The 17,867-nt window shown below is 59.7% G+C and carries 13 protein-coding genes; 7 read left to right on the top strand and 6 right to left on the bottom strand.

All coding sequences use genetic code 11. The features are described from left to right. Positions 1-72: 72 nt before the first annotated feature. From Q8X48_RS15340 to Q8X48_RS15315, 6 genes are all read right to left on the bottom strand, one after another. Positions 73-1,518, bottom strand: a complete 1,446-nt coding sequence (locus Q8X48_RS15340) for an aldehyde dehydrogenase family protein (protein WP_102702310.1) — start codon at positions 1,516-1,518, stop codon at positions 73-75. Positions 1,519-1,579: 61 nt separating this feature from the next. Continuing rightward, positions 1,580-2,491: a 5-dehydro-4-deoxyglucarate dehydratase gene (gene kdgD, locus Q8X48_RS15335; protein ID WP_007976489.1), complete on the bottom strand. Its 912-nt coding sequence runs from the start codon at positions 2,489-2,491 to the stop codon at positions 1,580-1,582. A 405-nt stretch (positions 2,492-2,896) separates the two neighbouring features. Next, complete coding sequence (locus tag Q8X48_RS15330) at positions 2,897-3,646, bottom strand: FadR/GntR family transcriptional regulator (protein ID WP_015093478.1); 750 nt, start codon at positions 3,644-3,646, stop codon at positions 2,897-2,899. Positions 3,647-3,839: 193 nt separating this feature from the next. Continuing rightward, the gene (locus Q8X48_RS15325; RefSeq protein ID WP_407800853.1) at positions 3,840-5,567 is read right to left on the bottom strand and encodes an ABC transporter ATP-binding protein/permease; all 1,728 of its coding nucleotides are present in this window, start codon (positions 5,565-5,567) and stop codon (positions 3,840-3,842) included. A gap of 97 nt (positions 5,568-5,664) precedes the next feature. Then, entirely contained in the window at positions 5,665-6,225 is a 561-nt protein-coding gene (locus Q8X48_RS15320) for a response regulator transcription factor (RefSeq protein ID WP_007973041.1), read from the bottom strand. Continuing rightward, entirely contained in the window at positions 6,218-7,480 is a 1,263-nt protein-coding gene (locus Q8X48_RS15315; protein WP_102698840.1) for an ATP-binding protein, read from the bottom strand. Before Q8X48_RS15315 ends, Q8X48_RS15320 begins: the two co-directional genes overlap by 8 nt. A gap of 402 nt (positions 7,481-7,882) precedes the next feature. Between Q8X48_RS15315 and Q8X48_RS15310 the strand changes: the two genes are divergently transcribed. The 7 genes from Q8X48_RS15310 (at position 7,883) to Q8X48_RS15280 (ending at position 17,866) form a co-directional block, all read left to right on the top strand. Further along, positions 7,883-8,599, top strand: a complete 717-nt coding sequence (locus Q8X48_RS15310) for an SIMPL domain-containing protein (protein ID WP_015093475.1) — start codon at positions 7,883-7,885, stop codon at positions 8,597-8,599. Between the two features lie 448 nt (positions 8,600-9,047). Further along, complete coding sequence (locus Q8X48_RS15305) at positions 9,048-10,673, top strand: ABC transporter substrate-binding protein (protein ID WP_007973045.1); 1,626 nt, start codon at positions 9,048-9,050, stop codon at positions 10,671-10,673. Between the two features lie 303 nt (positions 10,674-10,976). Next, positions 10,977-12,578, top strand: coding sequence for an ABC transporter substrate-binding protein (locus tag Q8X48_RS15300; protein WP_407800852.1), 1,602 nt, complete (start codon positions 10,977-10,979; stop codon positions 12,576-12,578). A gap of 174 nt (positions 12,579-12,752) precedes the next feature. Next, the gene (locus Q8X48_RS15295; RefSeq protein ID WP_126049241.1) at positions 12,753-14,186 is read left to right on the top strand and encodes an OprD family porin; all 1,434 of its coding nucleotides are present in this window, start codon (positions 12,753-12,755) and stop codon (positions 14,184-14,186) included. Between the two features lie 78 nt (positions 14,187-14,264). Beyond that, positions 14,265-15,860, top strand: coding sequence for an ABC transporter substrate-binding protein (locus Q8X48_RS15290; RefSeq protein ID WP_217837185.1), 1,596 nt, complete (start codon positions 14,265-14,267; stop codon positions 15,858-15,860). A gap of 73 nt (positions 15,861-15,933) precedes the next feature. Then, positions 15,934-16,944, top strand: a complete 1,011-nt coding sequence (locus tag Q8X48_RS15285) for an ABC transporter permease subunit (protein ID WP_015093471.1) — start codon at positions 15,934-15,936, stop codon at positions 16,942-16,944. Between the two features lie 10 nt (positions 16,945-16,954). Then, entirely contained in the window at positions 16,955-17,866 is a 912-nt protein-coding gene (locus tag Q8X48_RS15280) for an ABC transporter permease subunit (RefSeq protein WP_095965919.1), read from the top strand. Position 17,867 lies beyond the last annotated feature (1 nt).

Below are 17,867 nucleotides of genomic sequence, written 5' to 3'. Positions count from 1 at the left end.
GGGCATCAGGTTTACCGCCGCGACCTCACGACCATCGCGAGCAAGCTCGCTCCTACAACTGGGGTGTTGCGTTTACGAACCGATGTAGCTGGTTTTCACGACCGTGTAGAACTCTTGCGCATAGCGACCTTGCTCACGTGATCCATAGGATGAACCTTTACGCCCACCGAACGGAACGTGGTAATCCACACCGGCGGTCGGCAGGTTGACCATCACCATCCCGGCCTGGGAGTGGCGCTTGAAGTGGTTGGCGTACTTCAGCGAGGTGGTGGCAATGCCCGCCGACAGCCCGAACTCGGTGTCGTTGGCCATGGCCAGCGCGGCTTCGTAATCGGCGACGCGGACGATGTTGGCCACCGGGCCGAAGATCTCTTCGCGGCTGATGCGCATCGACGCTTCGCTATCGGCAAACAGGGTCGGCGCGAGGAAGTAGCCCTCGGTGTCGCAGGTCACCAGACCACCGCCGCTGACCAGTCGTGCACCTTCGGACTGGCCGATGTCGATGTACTTCATGTCCTGTTCAAGTTGCGCTTGCGAGACCACCGGTCCGATATCGGTGCCAGCCTTCAACGCATGGCCGACCTTGATCGACTTCATGCGCTCGGCCATGGCTTCGACGAACTTGTCGTGGATGCCAGCAGTGACGATAAAGCGACTCGAAGCCGTGCAACGCTGGCCGGTGGAGTAGAACGCGCTCTGCACCGAGAGCTCGACCGCTTGCTTGAGGTCGGCATCGTCGAGAATGATCTGCGGGTTCTTGCCGCCCATTTCCAGCTGGACCTTGGCCTGACGCGACACGCAATTCACAGCGATCTGACGACCCACGCCCACCGAACCGGTGAAGCTGATGCCATCGACTTTCGGGCTGTTGACCAGCGCTTCGCCGACTACGCGACCGCTGCCCATCACCAGGTTGAACACGCCGGCCGGGAAACCGGCGCGGGAGATGATTTCCGCCAGGGCCCAGGCGCAACCCGGTACCAAATCCGCGGGTTTGAGCACGACGCAGTTGCCGTAGGCCAGGGCCGGGGCGATTTTCCACGAAGGGATCGCGATCGGGAAGTTCCACGGGGTGATCAGACCGACCACGCCCAAGGCTTCGCGAGTGACTTCAACGTTGACGCCCGGACGTACCGACGGCAGGTAGTCGCCGGACAGACGCAGGCATTCACCGGCGAAGAACTTGAAGATGTTGCCGGCGCGGGTCACTTCGCCGATGGCTTCGGGCAGGGTCTTGCCCTCTTCCCGGGCCAGCAGGGTGCCGAGTTCTTCGCGACGGGCGAGGATTTCAGTGCCGACTTTATCCAGGGAATCGTGGCGCGCCTGGATGCCGGAAGTGGACCATGCCGGGAACGCGGCACGGGCGGCATCGATGGCTGCGTTGACCTGGGCCAGGTCAGCCTTGGCGTAATCGCCGATGGCATCGGTCAGTTCGGACGGGTTGATGTTGGTCGAGTAATCGCCGCCGGAAACCCACTCGCCGTTGATGTAGTTATCGAAACGCTTTGCATCTGCCACTTTAAGATCTCCTCACGCAAAAAGCCGCTGATTGCTCAGCGGCCTTACTTAATCGGATGTGTTACTGCGCACCCTGCTTGTCGATCAGCGCGGCGAGCATTTCATACTCTTCGCCGGTCAGATCGGTCAGCGGTGCACGAACAGGACCCGCGTCGTAGCCGGCAATTTTTGCCCCGGCCTTGACGATGCTCACGGCATAACCGGCCTTGCGGTTACGGATGTCCAGGTACGGCAGGAAGAAGTCGTCGATGATCTTGCCGACGGTGGCGTGATCTTCGCGAGCGATCGCGTGGTAGAAATCCATCGCGGTTTTCGGGATGAAGTTGAACACCGCCGAGGAGTAGACCGGTACGCCCAGTGCCTTGTAGGCCGCGGCGTAGACTTCGGCGGTCGGCAAGCCACCCAGGTAGCTGAAGCGATCACCGAGGCGGCGACGGATCGACACCATCAACTCGATGTCACCCAGGCCATCCTTGTAGCCGATCAGGTTCGGGCAGCGCTCGGCCAGGCGTTCCAGCAGCGGCGCGGTCAGGCGGCAGACGTTACGGTTGTAGACCACCACGCCGATGTTGACCGATTTGCACACGGCTTCAACGTGGGCGGCAACGCCGTCCTGGCTAGCTTCAGTCAGGTAGTGCGGCAGCAGCAACAGGCCCTTGGCGCCCAGGCGCTCGGCTTCCTGTGCGTATTCAATGGCCTGACGGGTCGAACCGCCCACGCCTGCCAGGATTGGCACGCTGGTGGCGCAAGTGTCGACCGCCGTCTTGATGATTTCCGAATATTCGCTGGCCGCCAGAGAGAAGAACTCACCGGTGCCGCCCGCGGCGAACAGCGCCGAGGCGCCGTATGGGGCCAGCCATTCGAGACGCTTGATATAACCCGCGCGATTGAAGTCGCCCTGAGCATTGAAATCGGTGACCGGGAAAGACAGCAGACCGGAAGAGAGGATGGACTTCAGTTCTTGTGGATTCATTATTCGAACACCCTGGATAGCGACGTTGTGTGAGAAAACCGTTCAGCCTGCGCCGAAGTTGTAGGTCATCGTACAACTTAAAATACAACCGTCAACTGCATTTCATCGCTGGAGGTGGAAATTGTTCGACAAGAAGGGTAATGACTCAACGTTTATGGGCCTTTCAGCATCGAGAGAAGAAATGGAATGCGCGACCGATTCACAGCAGAGGAGATACGTTGTCGGAAGATCAATCAGAAACTGACTGAGGAATGCGGCGTGTTTGCGGCCCAATCGCGAGCAGGCTCGCTCCCACAGGGGATCGCCTGCGCACACAAAAATCTGTGAGCATCCGCAATCAACTGTGGGAGCGAGCCTGCTCGCGATGACGGCTTACCGGACGATGAGTCGCCCGAAGCAGTAAGACTAACCCCGCTGCGCCTCAGCCTCTTCATGGGCATGGCGCAACCGCTCACGACTGTTGGTCAGGTGCAGACGCATGGCGGCCCGGGCCGCATCGGAATCCTGACGGGCAATGGCGTCGTAGATTTCCTCGTGCTCACGGCTCAGACGCCCCATGTAGTGCTGCTGGTCGTCATGGGCCAGGCGCGCGGAATTCAACCGTGTGCGCGGGATAATGCTGGTGCCCAGGTGGGTCATGATGTCGGTGAAATAACGGTTGCCGGTGGACAGCGCTATTTCGAGGTGAAAGGCGAAGTCCGAAGCCACGGCGTCACTGGCGTGGGCGGCGCTTTCATTCAACGCATCGAGGGCGGCGCGCATGTTGGCCAGTTGTTCAGGACTGCGACGTTGCGCCGCCAGGCCGGCGGACTCCACTTCCAGGCTGATGCGCAACTCCAGGATCGCCAGCACATCGCGCAAGGTCACCACGGTCGCCGGGTCGATACGAAAGCCACTCGGGCTCGGCGTGTCGAGCACGAAGGTGCCGATGCCATGGCGGGTTTCCACCTGGCCGGCCGCCTGCAGACGGGATATCGCTTCGCGCACTACCGTGCGGCTGACACCATGGGCATCCATGATGGCCGACTCGGTGGGCAACTTGTCGCCACGCTTGAGATGACCGTCGCGGATCTGCTCGGACAGCACCGTCACCAGTTCCTGAGCGAGGCTGCGGCGCTTGCGTGGGAGGCGTGGTGTGTCGATCGGGTTTTCCATGGTGAACATCGGTCTCGAAAAGTTCGGCGGCTGAAAGCGCATCATAGCGCAACGCGGTTGTACGATCACCACCGCCCCATGTAGGAGCGAGCTTGCTCGCGATGGAGGCTAACGATAACGCGCGCTTTCTGAATAAACGCGGCGCTTTCAAGTCCATCGCGAGCAAGCTCGCTCCTACAAGGAATCTGGGTATTTATGCGATCACGGCCTGGTCCACCAGATGGCCATTCTCGATACGAACGTGCCGCGGATGGAAGCGCTTGAGGCTGCTGCGATGGCCGACGCTGACAATGCTCAGCCCCGGCAATTCATCGATCAGCGCCTGGTACAGCGTGGCCTCGTCCTCTTCGTCCATCGCCGAGGTCGCTTCGTCCATGTACAGCCATTGCGGTGCATAAAGCAGCGCACGGGCAAAGGCCAGGCGCTGCTGCTCACCCGGCGATAACATGCGCTGCCAGTGGTTGGCTTCGTCGAGACGGGCAATCAGGTGCGGCAAACGACAGGTTTCCAGCACCTGCACGTAGCGCTCGTTCGGATAGGTATCGCCGGGCTGTGGATAACTGAGGACATCACACAGGGTACCAATCGGCAGATACGGTTTTTGCGGCAGGAACAGGTAACGCGCCGATGGCAGGCGAATACTGCCATGGCCGGCCGGCCACAGATGCCCCATTGCCCGCAGCAGTGTCGACTTGCCGCTGCCGGAGCGACCGCTGAGCATCACACGCTCGCCCTTCTCCACAGTCATGTCGGCGTTGGTCAGCAGGTGACGACCGTCCGCCAGGTCGAGGCCGAGGTTGTGCACCTTCAGGACGGAGCCCGAATTCTGCACGTCGATCGCTGGCGCACGCTCTTCGTTGTCACGCATGGCCTGGTGGAAGCTCAGCAGACGATCACAGGTGGCGCGCCAGGAAGCGAGGCTCTGGTAGGCGCTGATGAACCAGCTGAAGCTTTCCTGCACATTGCCGAACGCCGAGCTGATCTGCATCAGTTCGCCCAGTTCGATCTTGCCGGAGAGGTAACGCGGCGAGGCAACGATGAACGGGAAGATGATGGCTGCCTGGCTGTAACCGGCGGTGAAAAACGTCAAGCGCTTGGACACTTTCATGATGTCCCAGAAGTTATGCCAGACCATCCCGAAACGACTGCTCAACCGACGATTTTCGTTCGGCTCGCCGTTGTACAACGCAATGCTTTCGGCATTCTCGCGAATCCGCACCATGGAGAAACGCAGGTCGGCTTCGAAGCGTTGTTGTTGGTTGTTCAGACCGATCAGGCGACGACCGATCAAATGCGTCAGCCAACTGCCCACCACGGCGTAGACCAGCACGCACCAGAACATGTAGCCAGGAATGGTGATGCCGAACACTTCGATACTGCCCGAAACGCCCCACAGGATGATCGAGAACGACACCAGGCTGACGATATTGCGCAGCAGCCCGATACCCAGTTCAAGGGTGTTGGAGGTGAAGTTGTTGAGGTCTTCGGAAATCCGCTGGTCCGGGTTATCGGTGTAACCGCCCTGCTCCAGCTGGTAGTAGTTTTTGTCCGCCAACCAACGGCTGAAATGCTTTTCGGTGAGCCACGCCCGCCAGCGGATCGTCAGCATCTGCGTCAGGTAAAGCCGATACACCGCGCCAACGATCGCCACCGCCGCTATCGCACAGAAATACAGGATCAGTTGCCAGAACGCTGCCTCGTCCTTCTTTTGCAGCGCGTTGTAGAAGTCCTTGTACCAGGTGTTGAACCACACCGAGATCCCCACACTGATCAGCGACAGCGCAATCACCGCGATCAGCAGTGTCCAGGCCTTGACCTTCTCTTCACTGCGCCAGTAAGGCGTGATCATTGCCCACACTTTGCGAAAAAACTGCCCGCGCACGGCGTCGTTGACCGCGGAATACTCAGCGTTCTGATTCATGGATAAGGCTCGATAAAGAAAAGAACACGCACGAACCGATCATAGATGATCGGTCCGGTTTGTCGCGAGATACGGCCCGCATTCGTTCAGCGCAGGTTCAGCGGCGAACGGGACGCTTCTGCAGTTTGCGCTGCAGGGTGCGGCGGTGCATGCCCAGGGCGCGGGCAGTGGCGGAAATGTTGCCTTCGTGCTCGGTCAGCACGCGCTGGATGTGCTCCCACTGCAGGCGGTCCACCGACATCGGGTTTTCCGGCACCAGGCTGTCGAGGTCGGCGTGTTCGGACAGCAGCGCTGCCAGCACGTCGTCGGCATCCGCCGGTTTGCACAGGTAGTTGCAGGCACCGCGCTTGATCGCCTCGACGGCGGTGGCAATGCTCGAATAACCGGTGAGGATCACCACGCGCATTTCCGGGTCCATTTCCAGCAACTTGGGCAGCAGCACCAGGCCCGAATCGCCGTCCATTTTCAGGTCCAGGGCGGCGTAATCCGGCAGATCGGCCTTGGCCAGTTCCAGGCCTTCTTCGGCGGAACCGGCGGTGCTGACGCGAAAACCGCGACGGGCCATGGCGCGGGCCATGACGCGGGTGAATGTGGCGTCGTCATCGACCAGCAACAAATGCGGCAGTTCTTCGCCTTCGACTTGGATCTCTTCACTCATGTTCGTCTCCTCGGGCGACACGGGGAAGGCGCAGCTCGGTGAGTGTGCCGCCTTCCTCATGACTGTAGAGTTTCACTGAGCCGCCGGCGCGTGTCACGCTGGCCTTGCTCAAAAACAGGCCCAGGCCGAAACCTTTGCCCTTGGTGGTAAAAAACGGTTTGCCGATTTGCTCGGCGATGGCCAGCGGCACACCGGCGCCATGGTCACGGATGCTGATGGTGAGGTTTTCCCAATCCCAGTCCAGCGTCACCTGCAGCCCTTCGGGGCAGGCATCGGCGGCATTGTTCAGCAGATTCAGCAACGCCTGGGTCAAGTCCGGCGGCGGCGCCATACGGGGTACCGGGCCCTGGCCGAGGCGCTGGAAGCGATAGCTGGCTTCCGGGCGCATCAGATGCCAGCGATTGAGGGCTTCATCAAGCCAGTCGGTGACGTCCTGCATCTCCACCGCCAACCGGCGATTGGCCTCTGCGGCGCGCACCAGATGCTGCAAGGTCTCTTTACACAGCTTGACCTGATCCTGCAGCACGCTCAGGTCATCCTGCAACATCGGGTCAGGGTGGTCCTGACGCATTTCCTTGAGTAGCACACTCATGGTCGCAAGCGGCGTGCCCAGTTCATGGGCGGCACCAGCGGCCTGGGTGGCGACGGCCAACAGTTGCTGATCGCGCAGGCCTTCTTCGCGACGAATGGCGCGCAGCTCTTCCTGACGACGCAGTTCTTCGGCCATGCGCGCGGCGAAAAACGTGATGACCGCAGCCGCAAGGGCAAAACTCAACCACATCCCGTACACCTGCAGGTTTTCCCGGGCGATGGGGAAGGTTTGCAGCGGATAGAACTGCGCCAGCAGCAGTGTGTACATCGTCAGCGCGATACCCGAGAGGATCACCGAATAACGCCATGGCAACGTCACGGCGGCAATGGTCAGCGGCACCAGGTAATAGGAGACGAAGGGGTTGGTCGAGCCACCGGAGAAATACAGCAATGCGCTGTGGATAAACAGGTCGCAAGCCAGTTGCACGGCGTATTCGAGCTCGGTCACCGGCCACGAGGTACGCAGGCGAATCGCTGTGAACACGCACAACAGCATCGAGCAAGCGAGGGTCGCCGCCAGTTGAAACCAGGGCAGAGGCAACAATTCGAGCCAGTAGGCCAGGCCCACGGAACCGGCCTGGGCGGCCAGCACCAAGGTGCGGATGAATGTCAGCCGCCAGAGGTTCTGGCGAGTGGCGGAAGTGATTTGAACGGGGGCGAGCATGAGCTCTCCTGATGAGCGCTCCAGGCGGATCGCAGGGAGTATAACCAAGCGCGGGGGCTGACAGGCAAAAGTGCGGCAAACGGCCACAGTCATTGGCGTGGAACTGCGTGCAATGAACTCTGTGGCGAGGGGGCTTGCCCCCGTTGGACTGCGAAGCAGTCCTAAAACCTGCCGCCGCATTTTATCGGTTGAACCAAGTGAGGCAATCTGCGACTGCTTCGCAGCCGAACGGGGCGGTGCGGCGGTCCGACAAGCCCCCTCGCCACAGCAAGCTCGCACCTACAAAAGGCCGCATGCATCTGTATAGAAGTTGTAACTGTGCGAACCAGAGCATAAAAGCTAGAGTCTGATGGTTTCACGCAGGCCCGGACCATACCCCTGCGCACCTTTCAAGGAGCCTTCATGCACACATTCCGCCGCAGCGCCGCCCTCCTCGCCCTGAGTCTCGGCACCGTCGCCAGCCTCCCGGCCCTGGCCGCCGACGAACTGCATTACAACCAGATTTCCCTGCGCGCCGAAGTCAGTCAGGAAGTGGCTCGCGACCTGATGATCGTGACGCTCTACACCGAAGAACAGAACAGTGACCCGGCCAAACTCGCCGCCGACGTCAGCACCACCATGAACAAGGCGCTGGCCCAGGCCAAGCAGGTCAAGGACATCACCCTGCGCCAGGGCAGTCGCAACAGCTACCCGATCTACGACACCAAGGGCCAGAAAATCACCGGCTGGCGCGAGCGCGCCGAATTGCGCCTGGAAAGCTCGGACTTCGCCGCACTGTCGAAGCTGACTGGCGAGCTGCTCACCGACCTGAAAATGGGTGGCATGGACTTCGCCATTGCCACCCCGACCCGCAAGACCAGTGAAGACGCCCTGCTCAAGGACGCCGTGACCGCCTTCAAGGCCCGCGCCCAACTGGCCACCGATGCCCTCGGCGGCAAGGGCTACAAAATCGTCAACCTGAACCTCAACAGCAGCGGTTATCCACAGCCTTACCTGCGCGCGCCGATGATGATGAAAGCGGCCGCCATGGACGCCGCCCCCGTGACGCCGGATGTCGAAGCCGGCACCAGCCAGGTCAGCATGACCGCCGATGGCTCGATTGAAGTGCTGATGCCTTGAATCGATAGCCCGTAGACAAAAACGGCGATCATTAAAACGATCGCCGTTTTTTTTGGCAGTTTTCAGGCATGAGCTATAACTGGATAGGTCCACCCGAGAAATGCCGTCGATTGGCCACTATCGGTGCAACAATAACCACTCTTATTCACGCCATGCCCACCCCGCAATCCGGGGTATGAATAAGTAACACCCCCCGCCCCACGCGGGAGCAACCCGAGTCAGGCGCGCACTGTAAAAGTGCGTCACTTGCACCGTAAAAACGCCGCGCAAACGGTCAAATGCGTCAGGAATTATACAAATGCGACATTAAGGTACGTTCGTGCCACCGTTTAAGGCTTGTAGTCACTCTGGATCTTGCATTGGGTATGGCCCCTGCATAAGTATCCGCAGGCACGACTCACGAGGTCGTCCTCTAATTCCAAAAATGACAACAAATCATGAGGCCACCATGCTTAAACAAGCGGTCATTCCGTTTTTAGTCGGCGCCAGCCTGTTGGCTAGTGCACCGTTCGCTCAAGCTGCGACTAACCTGGTGTTCTGCTCCGAAGGGAGCCCGGCCGGTTTCGATCCAGGTCAATACACCACCGGAACCGACTTCGACGCCTCTGCAGAAACCATGTTCAACCGCCTCACCCAGTTCGAGCGCGGCGGCACCGCTGTCATTCCAGGTCTGGCGACCAGCTGGGACGTCTCCGATGACGGCCTGACCTACACCTTCCACCTGCGTGAAGGTGTGAAGTTCCACACTACCCCGTACTTCAAGCCGACTCGTGAGTTCAACGCCGACGACGTGCTGTTCACCTTTAATCGCATGATTAACAAGGATGACCCGTTCCGCAAAGCGTACCCGACCGAATTCCCGTACTTCACCGACATGGGGATGGACACCAACATCACCAAGATCGATAAAGTCGACGACAAAACTGTCAAGTTCACCCTCAAGGACGTTGATGCCGCGTTCATCCAGAACATGGCCATGAGTTTCGCCTCGATTCAGTCCGCCGAGTACGCCGCCCAACTGCTCAAGGAAGGCAAGGCCGCCGACATCAACCAGAAGCCGGTCGGCACTGGCCCGTTCGTGTTCAAGAGCTACCAGAAAGACTCCAACATCCGCTACACCGGGAACAAGGACTACTGGAAGCCTGACGACGTGAAGATCGACAACCTGATCTTCGCCATCACCACCGACCCGTCGGTACGTATCCAGAAGCTGAAGAAGAACGAGTGCCAGGTCACCCTGTTCCCTCGTCCGGCCGACCTGAAGGCGCTGAAAGAAGACAAGGACCTGAAACTGCCTGACCAGGCCGGTTTCAACCTGGGCTACATCGCCTACAACGTGATGCCCAAGGTCAAGGGTCAAACCGATGCCAACCCGCTGGCCGAGCTGAAAGTTCGCCAGGCACTGGACATGGCGGTCAACAAGCAGCAGATCATCGACTCCGTGTACCAGGGCGCCGGCCAACTGGCCGTCAACGCCATGCCACCGACTCAGTGGTCCTACGACACCACCATCAAGGATGCGCCGTACAACCCTGAGAAAGCCAAAGAGCTGCTCAAGGAAGCGGGCGTGAAAGATGGCACCGAAATCGTGCTCTGGGCGATGCCGGTACAGCGTCCATACAACCCGAACGCCAAGCTTATGGCAGAAATGCTGCAGTCTGACTGGTCCAAGATCGGCCTCAAGGTCAAGATCCAGAGCTACGAGTGGGGCGAGTACATCAAGCGTTCCAAAGGTGGCGAGAACCAGGCGATGCTGATTGGCTGGAGCGGTGACAATGGTGATCCGGACAACTGGCTGAACGTGCTGTTCGGCTGCGACTCGCTGGAAGGCAACAACTTCTCCAAGTGGTGCGACAAGAAGTTCGACGACATCGTCAAGCAGGCCAAGCGCACTTCCGACCAGGCCAAGCGCACCGAGCTGTACAAGCAGGCGCAACACGTCCTCAAAGATGCAGTCCCAATGACACCTATCGCTCACTCGACGGTGTTCCAACCCATGCGCGCCAACGTGCAGGACTTCAAGATCAGCCCATTTGGCTTGAACTCCTTCTACGGCGTCAGCGTCAGCAAATAAGGTTTTGCAACGGCGACGTTTCTGACGTCGCCGTTGCTTTATCTACCGAGCAAGCAGGAATTTGCCTACATCCAAATCCGCAGCTGACTACAGCATCGGGGGAGGACGCGTCGCCATTTCCTACGAGTCTTTAGGACTCTACGCATTTACTGCCGGACCCGTGGCTCATACCGTCGGGATCCGACCAGTGCATGCGTGGGTCATCGGTTAATGCTGCGTGCATGGCTTGAAATCAGTGATGCCTCTACGTCTACGGACGGGACGACGGCTCATTGACAACACTTTGAGAGAAAAGGGAGCGTTATGCGCCATACATTGGTTTTATCCGCATTGCTGGGCACCGGCCTGTTGGCCGCCACTTCCATCAGCCAGGCCGCCAACAACAGCCTGGTATTCTGCTCCGAAGGCAGCCCCGCCGGTTTCGACACGGCGCAGTACACCACCGCGACCGACAACGACGCCGCCGAACCGCTGTACAACCGGCTGGCAGAGTTTGAAAAAGGTGCGACCAACGTCGTACCAGGCCTGGCCACGAGCTGGGACATCTCCGAGGACGGCCTCAAATATACCTTTCACCTACGCGAAGGGGTGAAGTTTCATACCACCAAATACTTCACACCAACCCGCGACTTCAATGCCGACGACGTGCTGTTCACCTTCAATCGCATGCTCGATCCGCAACAACCATTCCGTAAGGCTTATCCGACAGAGTTTCCGTACTTCAACGGCATGAGCCTGAACAAGAACATCGCCAGGGTCGAAAAGACCGGGCCACTGACCGTGGTCTTTACGCTCAACAGCGTGGACGCCGCGTTCATCCAGAACATCGCCATGAGCTTCGCCGCCATCCTGTCGGCCGAATACGCCGACAAGCTGTTGGCCGAAGGCAAGCCGAGCGACATCAACCAGAAGCCGGTCGGCACCGGGCCATTCGTGTTCAAGAGCTATCAGAAAGACTCGAACATCCGTTACACCGGCAACAAGCATTACTGGGACCCGAGCCGGGTCAAGCTCGACAACCTGATTTTCGCCATCAACACCGACGCCTCGGTGCGCGTGCAGAAACTCAAGGCCGGCGAGTGCCAGATCACCCTGCATCCGCGCCCTGCCGATGTGCCCGCACTGAAGAACGACACGGCCCTGCAATTGATCGAAAAGCCTGGCTTCAACCTCGGCTACATCGCCTACAACGTGCGCCACAAACCGTTCGACCAACTTGAAGTGCGTCAGGCGCTGGACATGGCGGTAAACAAGCAGGGCATTCTCAATGCCGTTTACCAGGGCGCGGGACAACTGGCGGTCAACGCCATGCCGCCGACCCAATGGTCCTACGACGACACGATCAAGGACACCGCCTACAACCCGGAGAAAGCCAGGGAATTGCTCAAGGCTGCCGGCGTCAAGGAAGGCACTGAAATCACCCTCTGGGCCATGCCGGTCCAGCGTCCTTATAACCCCAACGCCAAGTTGATGGCCGAAATGCTCCAGGCTGACTGGGCGAAGATCGGCCTCAAGGTCAAGATCGTCAGCTATGAGTGGGGCGAGTACATCAAGCGCACCAAAAATGGCGAGCACGACATCAGCCTGATCGGCTGGACCGGTGACAACGGGGATCCGGACAACTGGCTGGGCACGCTCTACAGCTGCGACGCCATTGGCGGCAACAACTACTCGATGTGGTGTGATCCTGCCTACGACAAGCTGATCAAGCAGGCCAAGGTCGTCACCGACCGTGACCAGCGCACCCTGCTCTACAAACAGGCGCAGCAGTACCTCAAGCAGCAGGTGCCGATCACGCCAGTCGCCCACTCAACGGTCAACCAGCCGCTGAGCGCCAAAATCGAAGGGTTCAAGGTGAGCCCGTTCGGCCGCAATGTGTTCTCGGGTGTCAGCATAGAAAAATAACCGATTAGCCAGAAATGCCGGGGGGCGGATTTTCCGCCCTCACGCAGACGCTTTGCCGTCTTTTGCCAATTTGGCCGACAGCAAACGTTTGCGATGCCGTGAATGAGTTCTAAACCAATAGCCGGATCACAAAAAAAGACCGGCATAAAAAAAAGAAAGTAAGGAGCTTTACCCATGAAACTGAGCAGCACCGCGTTATTGGCCCTGGCCATCAGCAGCGTAACCGCCACGGCTTACGCAGAAACCCAAAGCCAGGCTTTCACCCCGGTTACCGTGAACGAGAAGAACGCCCAAAGCGAAGCCACCGGTTTTGTCGAAGGCCAGTCGATCACCGGCACCACGCGTAACTGGTACGCCAATGAACAACTGAAACGTGGTGCAAAATTCAAATACAACGATCACGGCACGCTGACCGATACCGATCGTCGTATCAACTGGGTCCAGGGCACCATCGTCAAATACAACTCGGGTTTCACCGAAGGGACTGTCGGTTTCAGCACCGAAGTGGCGGCTTACAACGCCATCGCACTTGACCAGGATCGTAAAGACCTGGCATCCGGCAACGGTGGCGCACCGGGCACTCGTCCAAGCGCAGGCAACAACCGGACCCTGACCAAAGAAGGCGGCGACGCTCAAGGCCAGTGGAGCAAACTGGGCCTGGCCAACGTCAAGGCCCGTGTCTCCAACACCACCCTGACCGCCGGCCGCATGAACTTCAGCAGCCCGATGGTCGACGTGATCGGTAACCGCGCACTGCCTTCGAGTTTCGAAGGTGTGGCCATCCACAGCGAAGAGCTGAACAACCTGGCCTTCGACCTGGCCACCTTCGACCGCAACTCACCGCGTACCGAAGAAAGCCAGCGTAAATTCCGCACCGAATACGCCAACGGCATCGTCGAGACCGATCACGTCTACACCGGCGGCCTGACCTACACCCCATTTGCCAGCCTGACCACCAGCCTCTGGGCGACCCAGGCTGAAGACATCTGGAACCAGTACTACTTCGGCGCTTCCCATGTACTGGGCGACAGCCAGGTACTGAGCCTGACCACCGGCCTGAACTACTACAAAACCCAGGACACCGGTAAGGCCCTGATCGGCACTATCGACAACGACACCTATTCCCTGTCGTTCGGCCTGACCCACCAGGCGCACACCCTGACCCTCTCGTACCAGGAAGTGAACGGTAACGAGTACTTCGACTACCTGCACGAAACCAACGGTATCTACCTGGCCAACTCCCTGCTGTCGGACTTCAACGGCCCGAACGAAAAATCGTTCCAGGTTGCCTACGGTCTGAACATGGCCGAATACGGCGTGCCAGGCCTGAAGTTCAACATCTACCAGGCGCGCGGCTGGGGTATCGACGGCACTCACTACACCGGCAACGGCGGCGTGCCTGGCAAGGGTTACGACGGCATCCAGTCCCAGGATGGCGAACACCACTATGAATACGGCATCGGCGCGACCTACGCCGTGCAGAGCGGCCCACTCAAGGCCACCACGATCCGCGGTACCTACACCGCTCACCGTGCCAGCGAAAACCAGGCTGACGGCAGCATCAACGAGTTCCGTCTCGTGACCACGGTTCCGTTCAATATCCTGTAATGCGCGCGCCTGACGGCTGATTCAATGACGAATCGGCCGTTGGGTTTTAGTCCTTTAACTGATTGCAGAGGGTTCTTGATGAAAATGCTTCCCCTACGTGCGGCCATCGCGGCTGCTTTGCTCAGTGTCGCTGTCGGCGTTTCGGCCAAGCCCCTGGTGGTTTGCACCGAAGCCAGCCCTGAAGGCTTCGACATGGTCCAGTACACCACTGCAGTCACCGCCGATGCCGTGGCCGAAACCATCTTCAATCGCCTGGCGGACTTCAAGCCCGGCACCACTGAAGTGATTCCGGCACTGGCCGACTCCTGGGACATCAGTGAAGACGGCCTGAGCTATACGTTCCATCTGCGCAAAGGCGTCAAGTTCCACACCACCGAATACTTCAAGCCGACCCGCGACATGAATGCCGACGACGTGGTCTGGAGCTTCCAGCGCCAGCTGGACCCGAATCATCCGTGGCACAAACTGTCGAGCGTGGGCTTCCCGTACTTTGAAAGCATGGGCTTCAAGGAGCTGCTCAAAAGCGTCGAGAAAGTCGACGACAACACGGTCAAGTTCACCCTGACCCGTCGCGAAGCGCCGTTCCTGGCCGACATCGCCATGGCCTTCTCGTCGATCTACTCCGCCGAGTACGCCGATCAGTTGCTCAAGGCCAACAAGGCCGGCGACCTGAACAACAAGCCAGTCGGCACCGGCCCGTTCGTCTTCCAGCGCTACAACAAGGACGCCCAGGTTCGCTTCAAGGCCAACCCGGATTACTTCCGTGGCAAGCCACCAGCCGATGCGCTGATCCTGGCCATCGCCACCGACAACAACGTACGCCTGCAGAAGCTCAAGGCCAACGAGTGCCAGGTTGCGCTGTATCCGAAACCGGATGACATCCCGAGCATCAAGAAAGACTCGAACCTGAAGGTCGACGAACTGAACGCGATGACCGTTTCCTACATCGCCATGAACACCACGCACAAGTACATGAGTGATGTGCGGGTGCGCAAAGCCATCGACATCGCCTTCGACAAAGAGGCGTACGTCAATGCGTTGTTCGGCAAGGGCAATGCAACGGCCGGGGTCAACCCGTACCCGGACACCCTGCTGGGCTACAACCACGACCTGAAGAACCCGGCCCGTGACCTGGACAAGGCGCGCGCCTTGCTCAAGGAAGCCGGCGTACCGGAAGGCACCACCTTCACCCTGTTCACCCGCAACGGTGGCGGTCCGACCAACCCGAACCCGATGCTCGGCGCACAGATGATGCAAGCCGACCTGGCCAAGGTCGGGATCAAGATCGACATCCGCGTGATGGAATGGGGCGAGATGCTCAAACGCGCCAAAAACGGCGAGCACGACATGGTTTCCGCCGGATGGGCGGGCGATAACGGCGACCCCGATAACTTCCTTACGCCTATGCTCAGTTGTGAAGCGGCCAAGAACGGAGAAAACTACGCGCGCTGGTGCAATGACAAATTCCAGGCGCTGATCGACCAGGCCCGGGAAAAAACCGATCCGGCCGAACGTGCAGCGCTCTACGAGCAGGCCCAGGTTATTTTTAACCAGGACCAGCCATGGATCAGCATGGCGCACACTAGAATGTTTACCGCGATGCGCAACAACGTAGAGGGCTATCACATTAGCCCCCTCACCACGAACAACTTCGCCACCACCCAGGTGAAGTAGATAAGAAAACTCCCGGCATTCCTGACGCAGGGATGCCGGGCACGCCTAACCGGCTGATGAGGTACACCTTACGATGTTTAGTTTTATTGCCCGCCGACTGGGGTTACTGATCCCCACGTTTTTCGGCATCACCTTGCTGACATTCGCGTTGATTCGCATGATCCCTGGCGACCCCGTGGAAGTCATGATGGGTGAACGCAGAGTCGACCCGGAAATGCACGCTCAGGCAATGGAACGCCTAGGTCTGAACAAACCCCTGTACGCCCAGTACCTGGATTACATCGGCAAACTGGCCCACGGCGACCTCGGCGAGTCCCTGCGTACCCGTGAAAGCGTCTGGAACGAATTCACTTCCCTGTTCCCCGCGACCCTGGAGCTGTCCATGGCCGCCCTGTTGTTCGCCGGCATCCTGGGCCTTCTGGCCGGGGTGATCGCGGCACTCAAGCGAGGATCCCTGTTCGACCATGGAGTGATGGGCATCTCCCTGGCGGGATACTCGATGCCGATCTTCTGGTGGGGCCTGATCCTGATCATGTTCTTCTCGGTGAGCCTGGGCTGGACCCCGGTGTCCGGAAGGATCGACCTGCTCTACGACATCGAGCCACGCACCGGCTTCATGCTGATCGATACGCTGCTGGCCAACGAGCCGGACGCCTTCTTCGACGCCCTGCACCACCTGATCCTGCCGGCCATTGTGCTGGGTACCATCCCGCTGGCGGTGATCGCGCGGATGACCCGCTCCTCGATGCTCGAAGTACTGCGTGAAGACTACATCCGTACCGCCAAGGCCAAGGGCCTTTCGCCGTCGCGCGTGGTGTTCGTGCACGGTCTGCGTAACGCGCTGATTCCGGTACTGACCGTGGTCGGCCTGCAAGTCGGCACCCTGCTGGCCGGTGCGGTCCTGACCGAAACCATCTTCTCGTGGCCCGGCATCGGCAAATGGCTGATCGAAGCCATTGGCGCCCGGGACTATCCCGTCGTACAGAACGGCATCCTGTTAATCGCCTGCCTGGTGATTCTGGTCAACTTCGTAGTGGACATCCTCTACGGCTTTGCCAACCCACGCATCCGTCATCAGCGCTGAGATCATGACCATGACCACTCCAATTCCATCGGTAGCAGTCGATCAAAGCCTGCTGTACCCGTCTCCGTACAAAGAATTCTGGCAAGCGTTCTCCAAGAACAAAGGCGCCGTCGCCGGCCTGATGTTCATGCTGCTGGTGATTTTCTGCGCCATCTTCGCCCCGTGGGTCGCCCCCCACGACCCGAGCGAGCAGTACCGCGATTTCCTGTTGACTCCGCCAGCCTGGCTGGAAGGTGGGCAACTGCAGTTCCTGCTCGGTACCGATGAACTGGGTCGCGACCTGCTGTCGCGCCTGATTACCGGCTCGCGCCTGTCGCTGCTGATCGGCTTGTCGTCGGTTGTCATGTCGCTGATCCCGGGGATCCTGCTGGGCCTGTTCGCCGGGTTCTTCCCCCGCGTGCTCGGCCCGACCATCATGCGCCTGATGGATATCATGCTGGCCCTGCCGTCCCTGCTGCTGGCCGTGGCGATCGTCGCCATCCTCGGCCCTGGCCTGATCAACACCGTGATCGCCATCGCCGTGGTGTCCCTGCCGTCCTACGTTCGTCTGACCCGCGCCGCGGTGATGGGCGAGCTGAACCGCGACTACGTGACCGCTGCGCGCCTGGCCGGTGCCGGCCTGCCACGCCTGATGTTCGTTACCGTGCTGCCCAACTGCATGGCGCCGCTGATCGTTCAGGCCACCCTGAGTTTCTCTTCGGCGATCCTCGATGCCGCCGCACTGGGCTTCCTCGGCCTTGGCGTACAACCGCCAACCCCTGAGTGGGGCACCATGCTGGCTTCGGCCCGCGACTACATCGAACGCGCCTGGTGGGTGGTGAGCCTGCCTGGTTTGACCATTTTGCTCAGCGTGCTGGCAATCAACTTGATGGGTGACGGCCTGCGCGACGCGCTGGACCCGAAACTCAAGAACGCCGCCTGAG

Origin of the sequence: Pseudomonas sp. QLc11A (assembly GCF_052112305.1) — a bacterium.
In the GTDB taxonomy this organism is placed as follows: domain Bacteria; phylum Pseudomonadota; class Gammaproteobacteria; order Pseudomonadales; family Pseudomonadaceae; genus Aquipseudomonas; species Aquipseudomonas laurylsulfatiphila.
This window is presented reverse-complemented; position numbering and strand designations above follow the sequence as displayed.

Bases quoted from the DNA above. Each gene is read 5' to 3' on its own strand.
- Q8X48_RS15330 (WP_015093478.1), bottom strand. From the start codon at position 3,646: ATGGAAAACCCGATCGACACACCACGCCTCCCACGCAAGCGCCGCAGC.
- Q8X48_RS15285 (WP_015093471.1), top strand. From the start codon at position 15,934: ATGTTTAGTTTTATTGCCCGCCGACTGGGGTTACTGATCCCCACGTTT.
- Q8X48_RS15295 (WP_126049241.1), top strand. From the start codon at position 12,753: ATGAAACTGAGCAGCACCGCGTTATTGGCCCTGGCCATCAGCAGCGTA.
- kdgD (WP_007976489.1), bottom strand. From the start codon at position 2,491: ATGAATCCACAAGAACTGAAGTCCATCCTCTCTTCCGGTCTGCTGTCT.
- Q8X48_RS15300 (WP_407800852.1), top strand. From the start codon at position 10,977: ATGCGCCATACATTGGTTTTATCCGCATTGCTGGGCACCGGCCTGTTG.
- Q8X48_RS15310 (WP_015093475.1), top strand. From the start codon at position 7,883: ATGCACACATTCCGCCGCAGCGCCGCCCTCCTCGCCCTGAGTCTCGGC.
- Q8X48_RS15325 (WP_407800853.1), bottom strand. From the start codon at position 5,567: ATGAATCAGAACGCTGAGTATTCCGCGGTCAACGACGCCGTGCGCGGG.
- Q8X48_RS15280 (WP_095965919.1), top strand. From the start codon at position 16,955: ATGACCACTCCAATTCCATCGGTAGCAGTCGATCAAAGCCTGCTGTAC.
- Q8X48_RS15320 (WP_007973041.1), bottom strand. From the start codon at position 6,225: ATGAGTGAAGAGATCCAAGTCGAAGGCGAAGAACTGCCGCATTTGTTG.
- Q8X48_RS15290 (WP_217837185.1), top strand. From the start codon at position 14,265: ATGAAAATGCTTCCCCTACGTGCGGCCATCGCGGCTGCTTTGCTCAGT.
- Q8X48_RS15305 (WP_007973045.1), top strand. From the start codon at position 9,048: ATGCTTAAACAAGCGGTCATTCCGTTTTTAGTCGGCGCCAGCCTGTTG.
- Q8X48_RS15315 (WP_102698840.1), bottom strand. From the start codon at position 7,480: ATGCTCGCCCCCGTTCAAATCACTTCCGCCACTCGCCAGAACCTCTGG.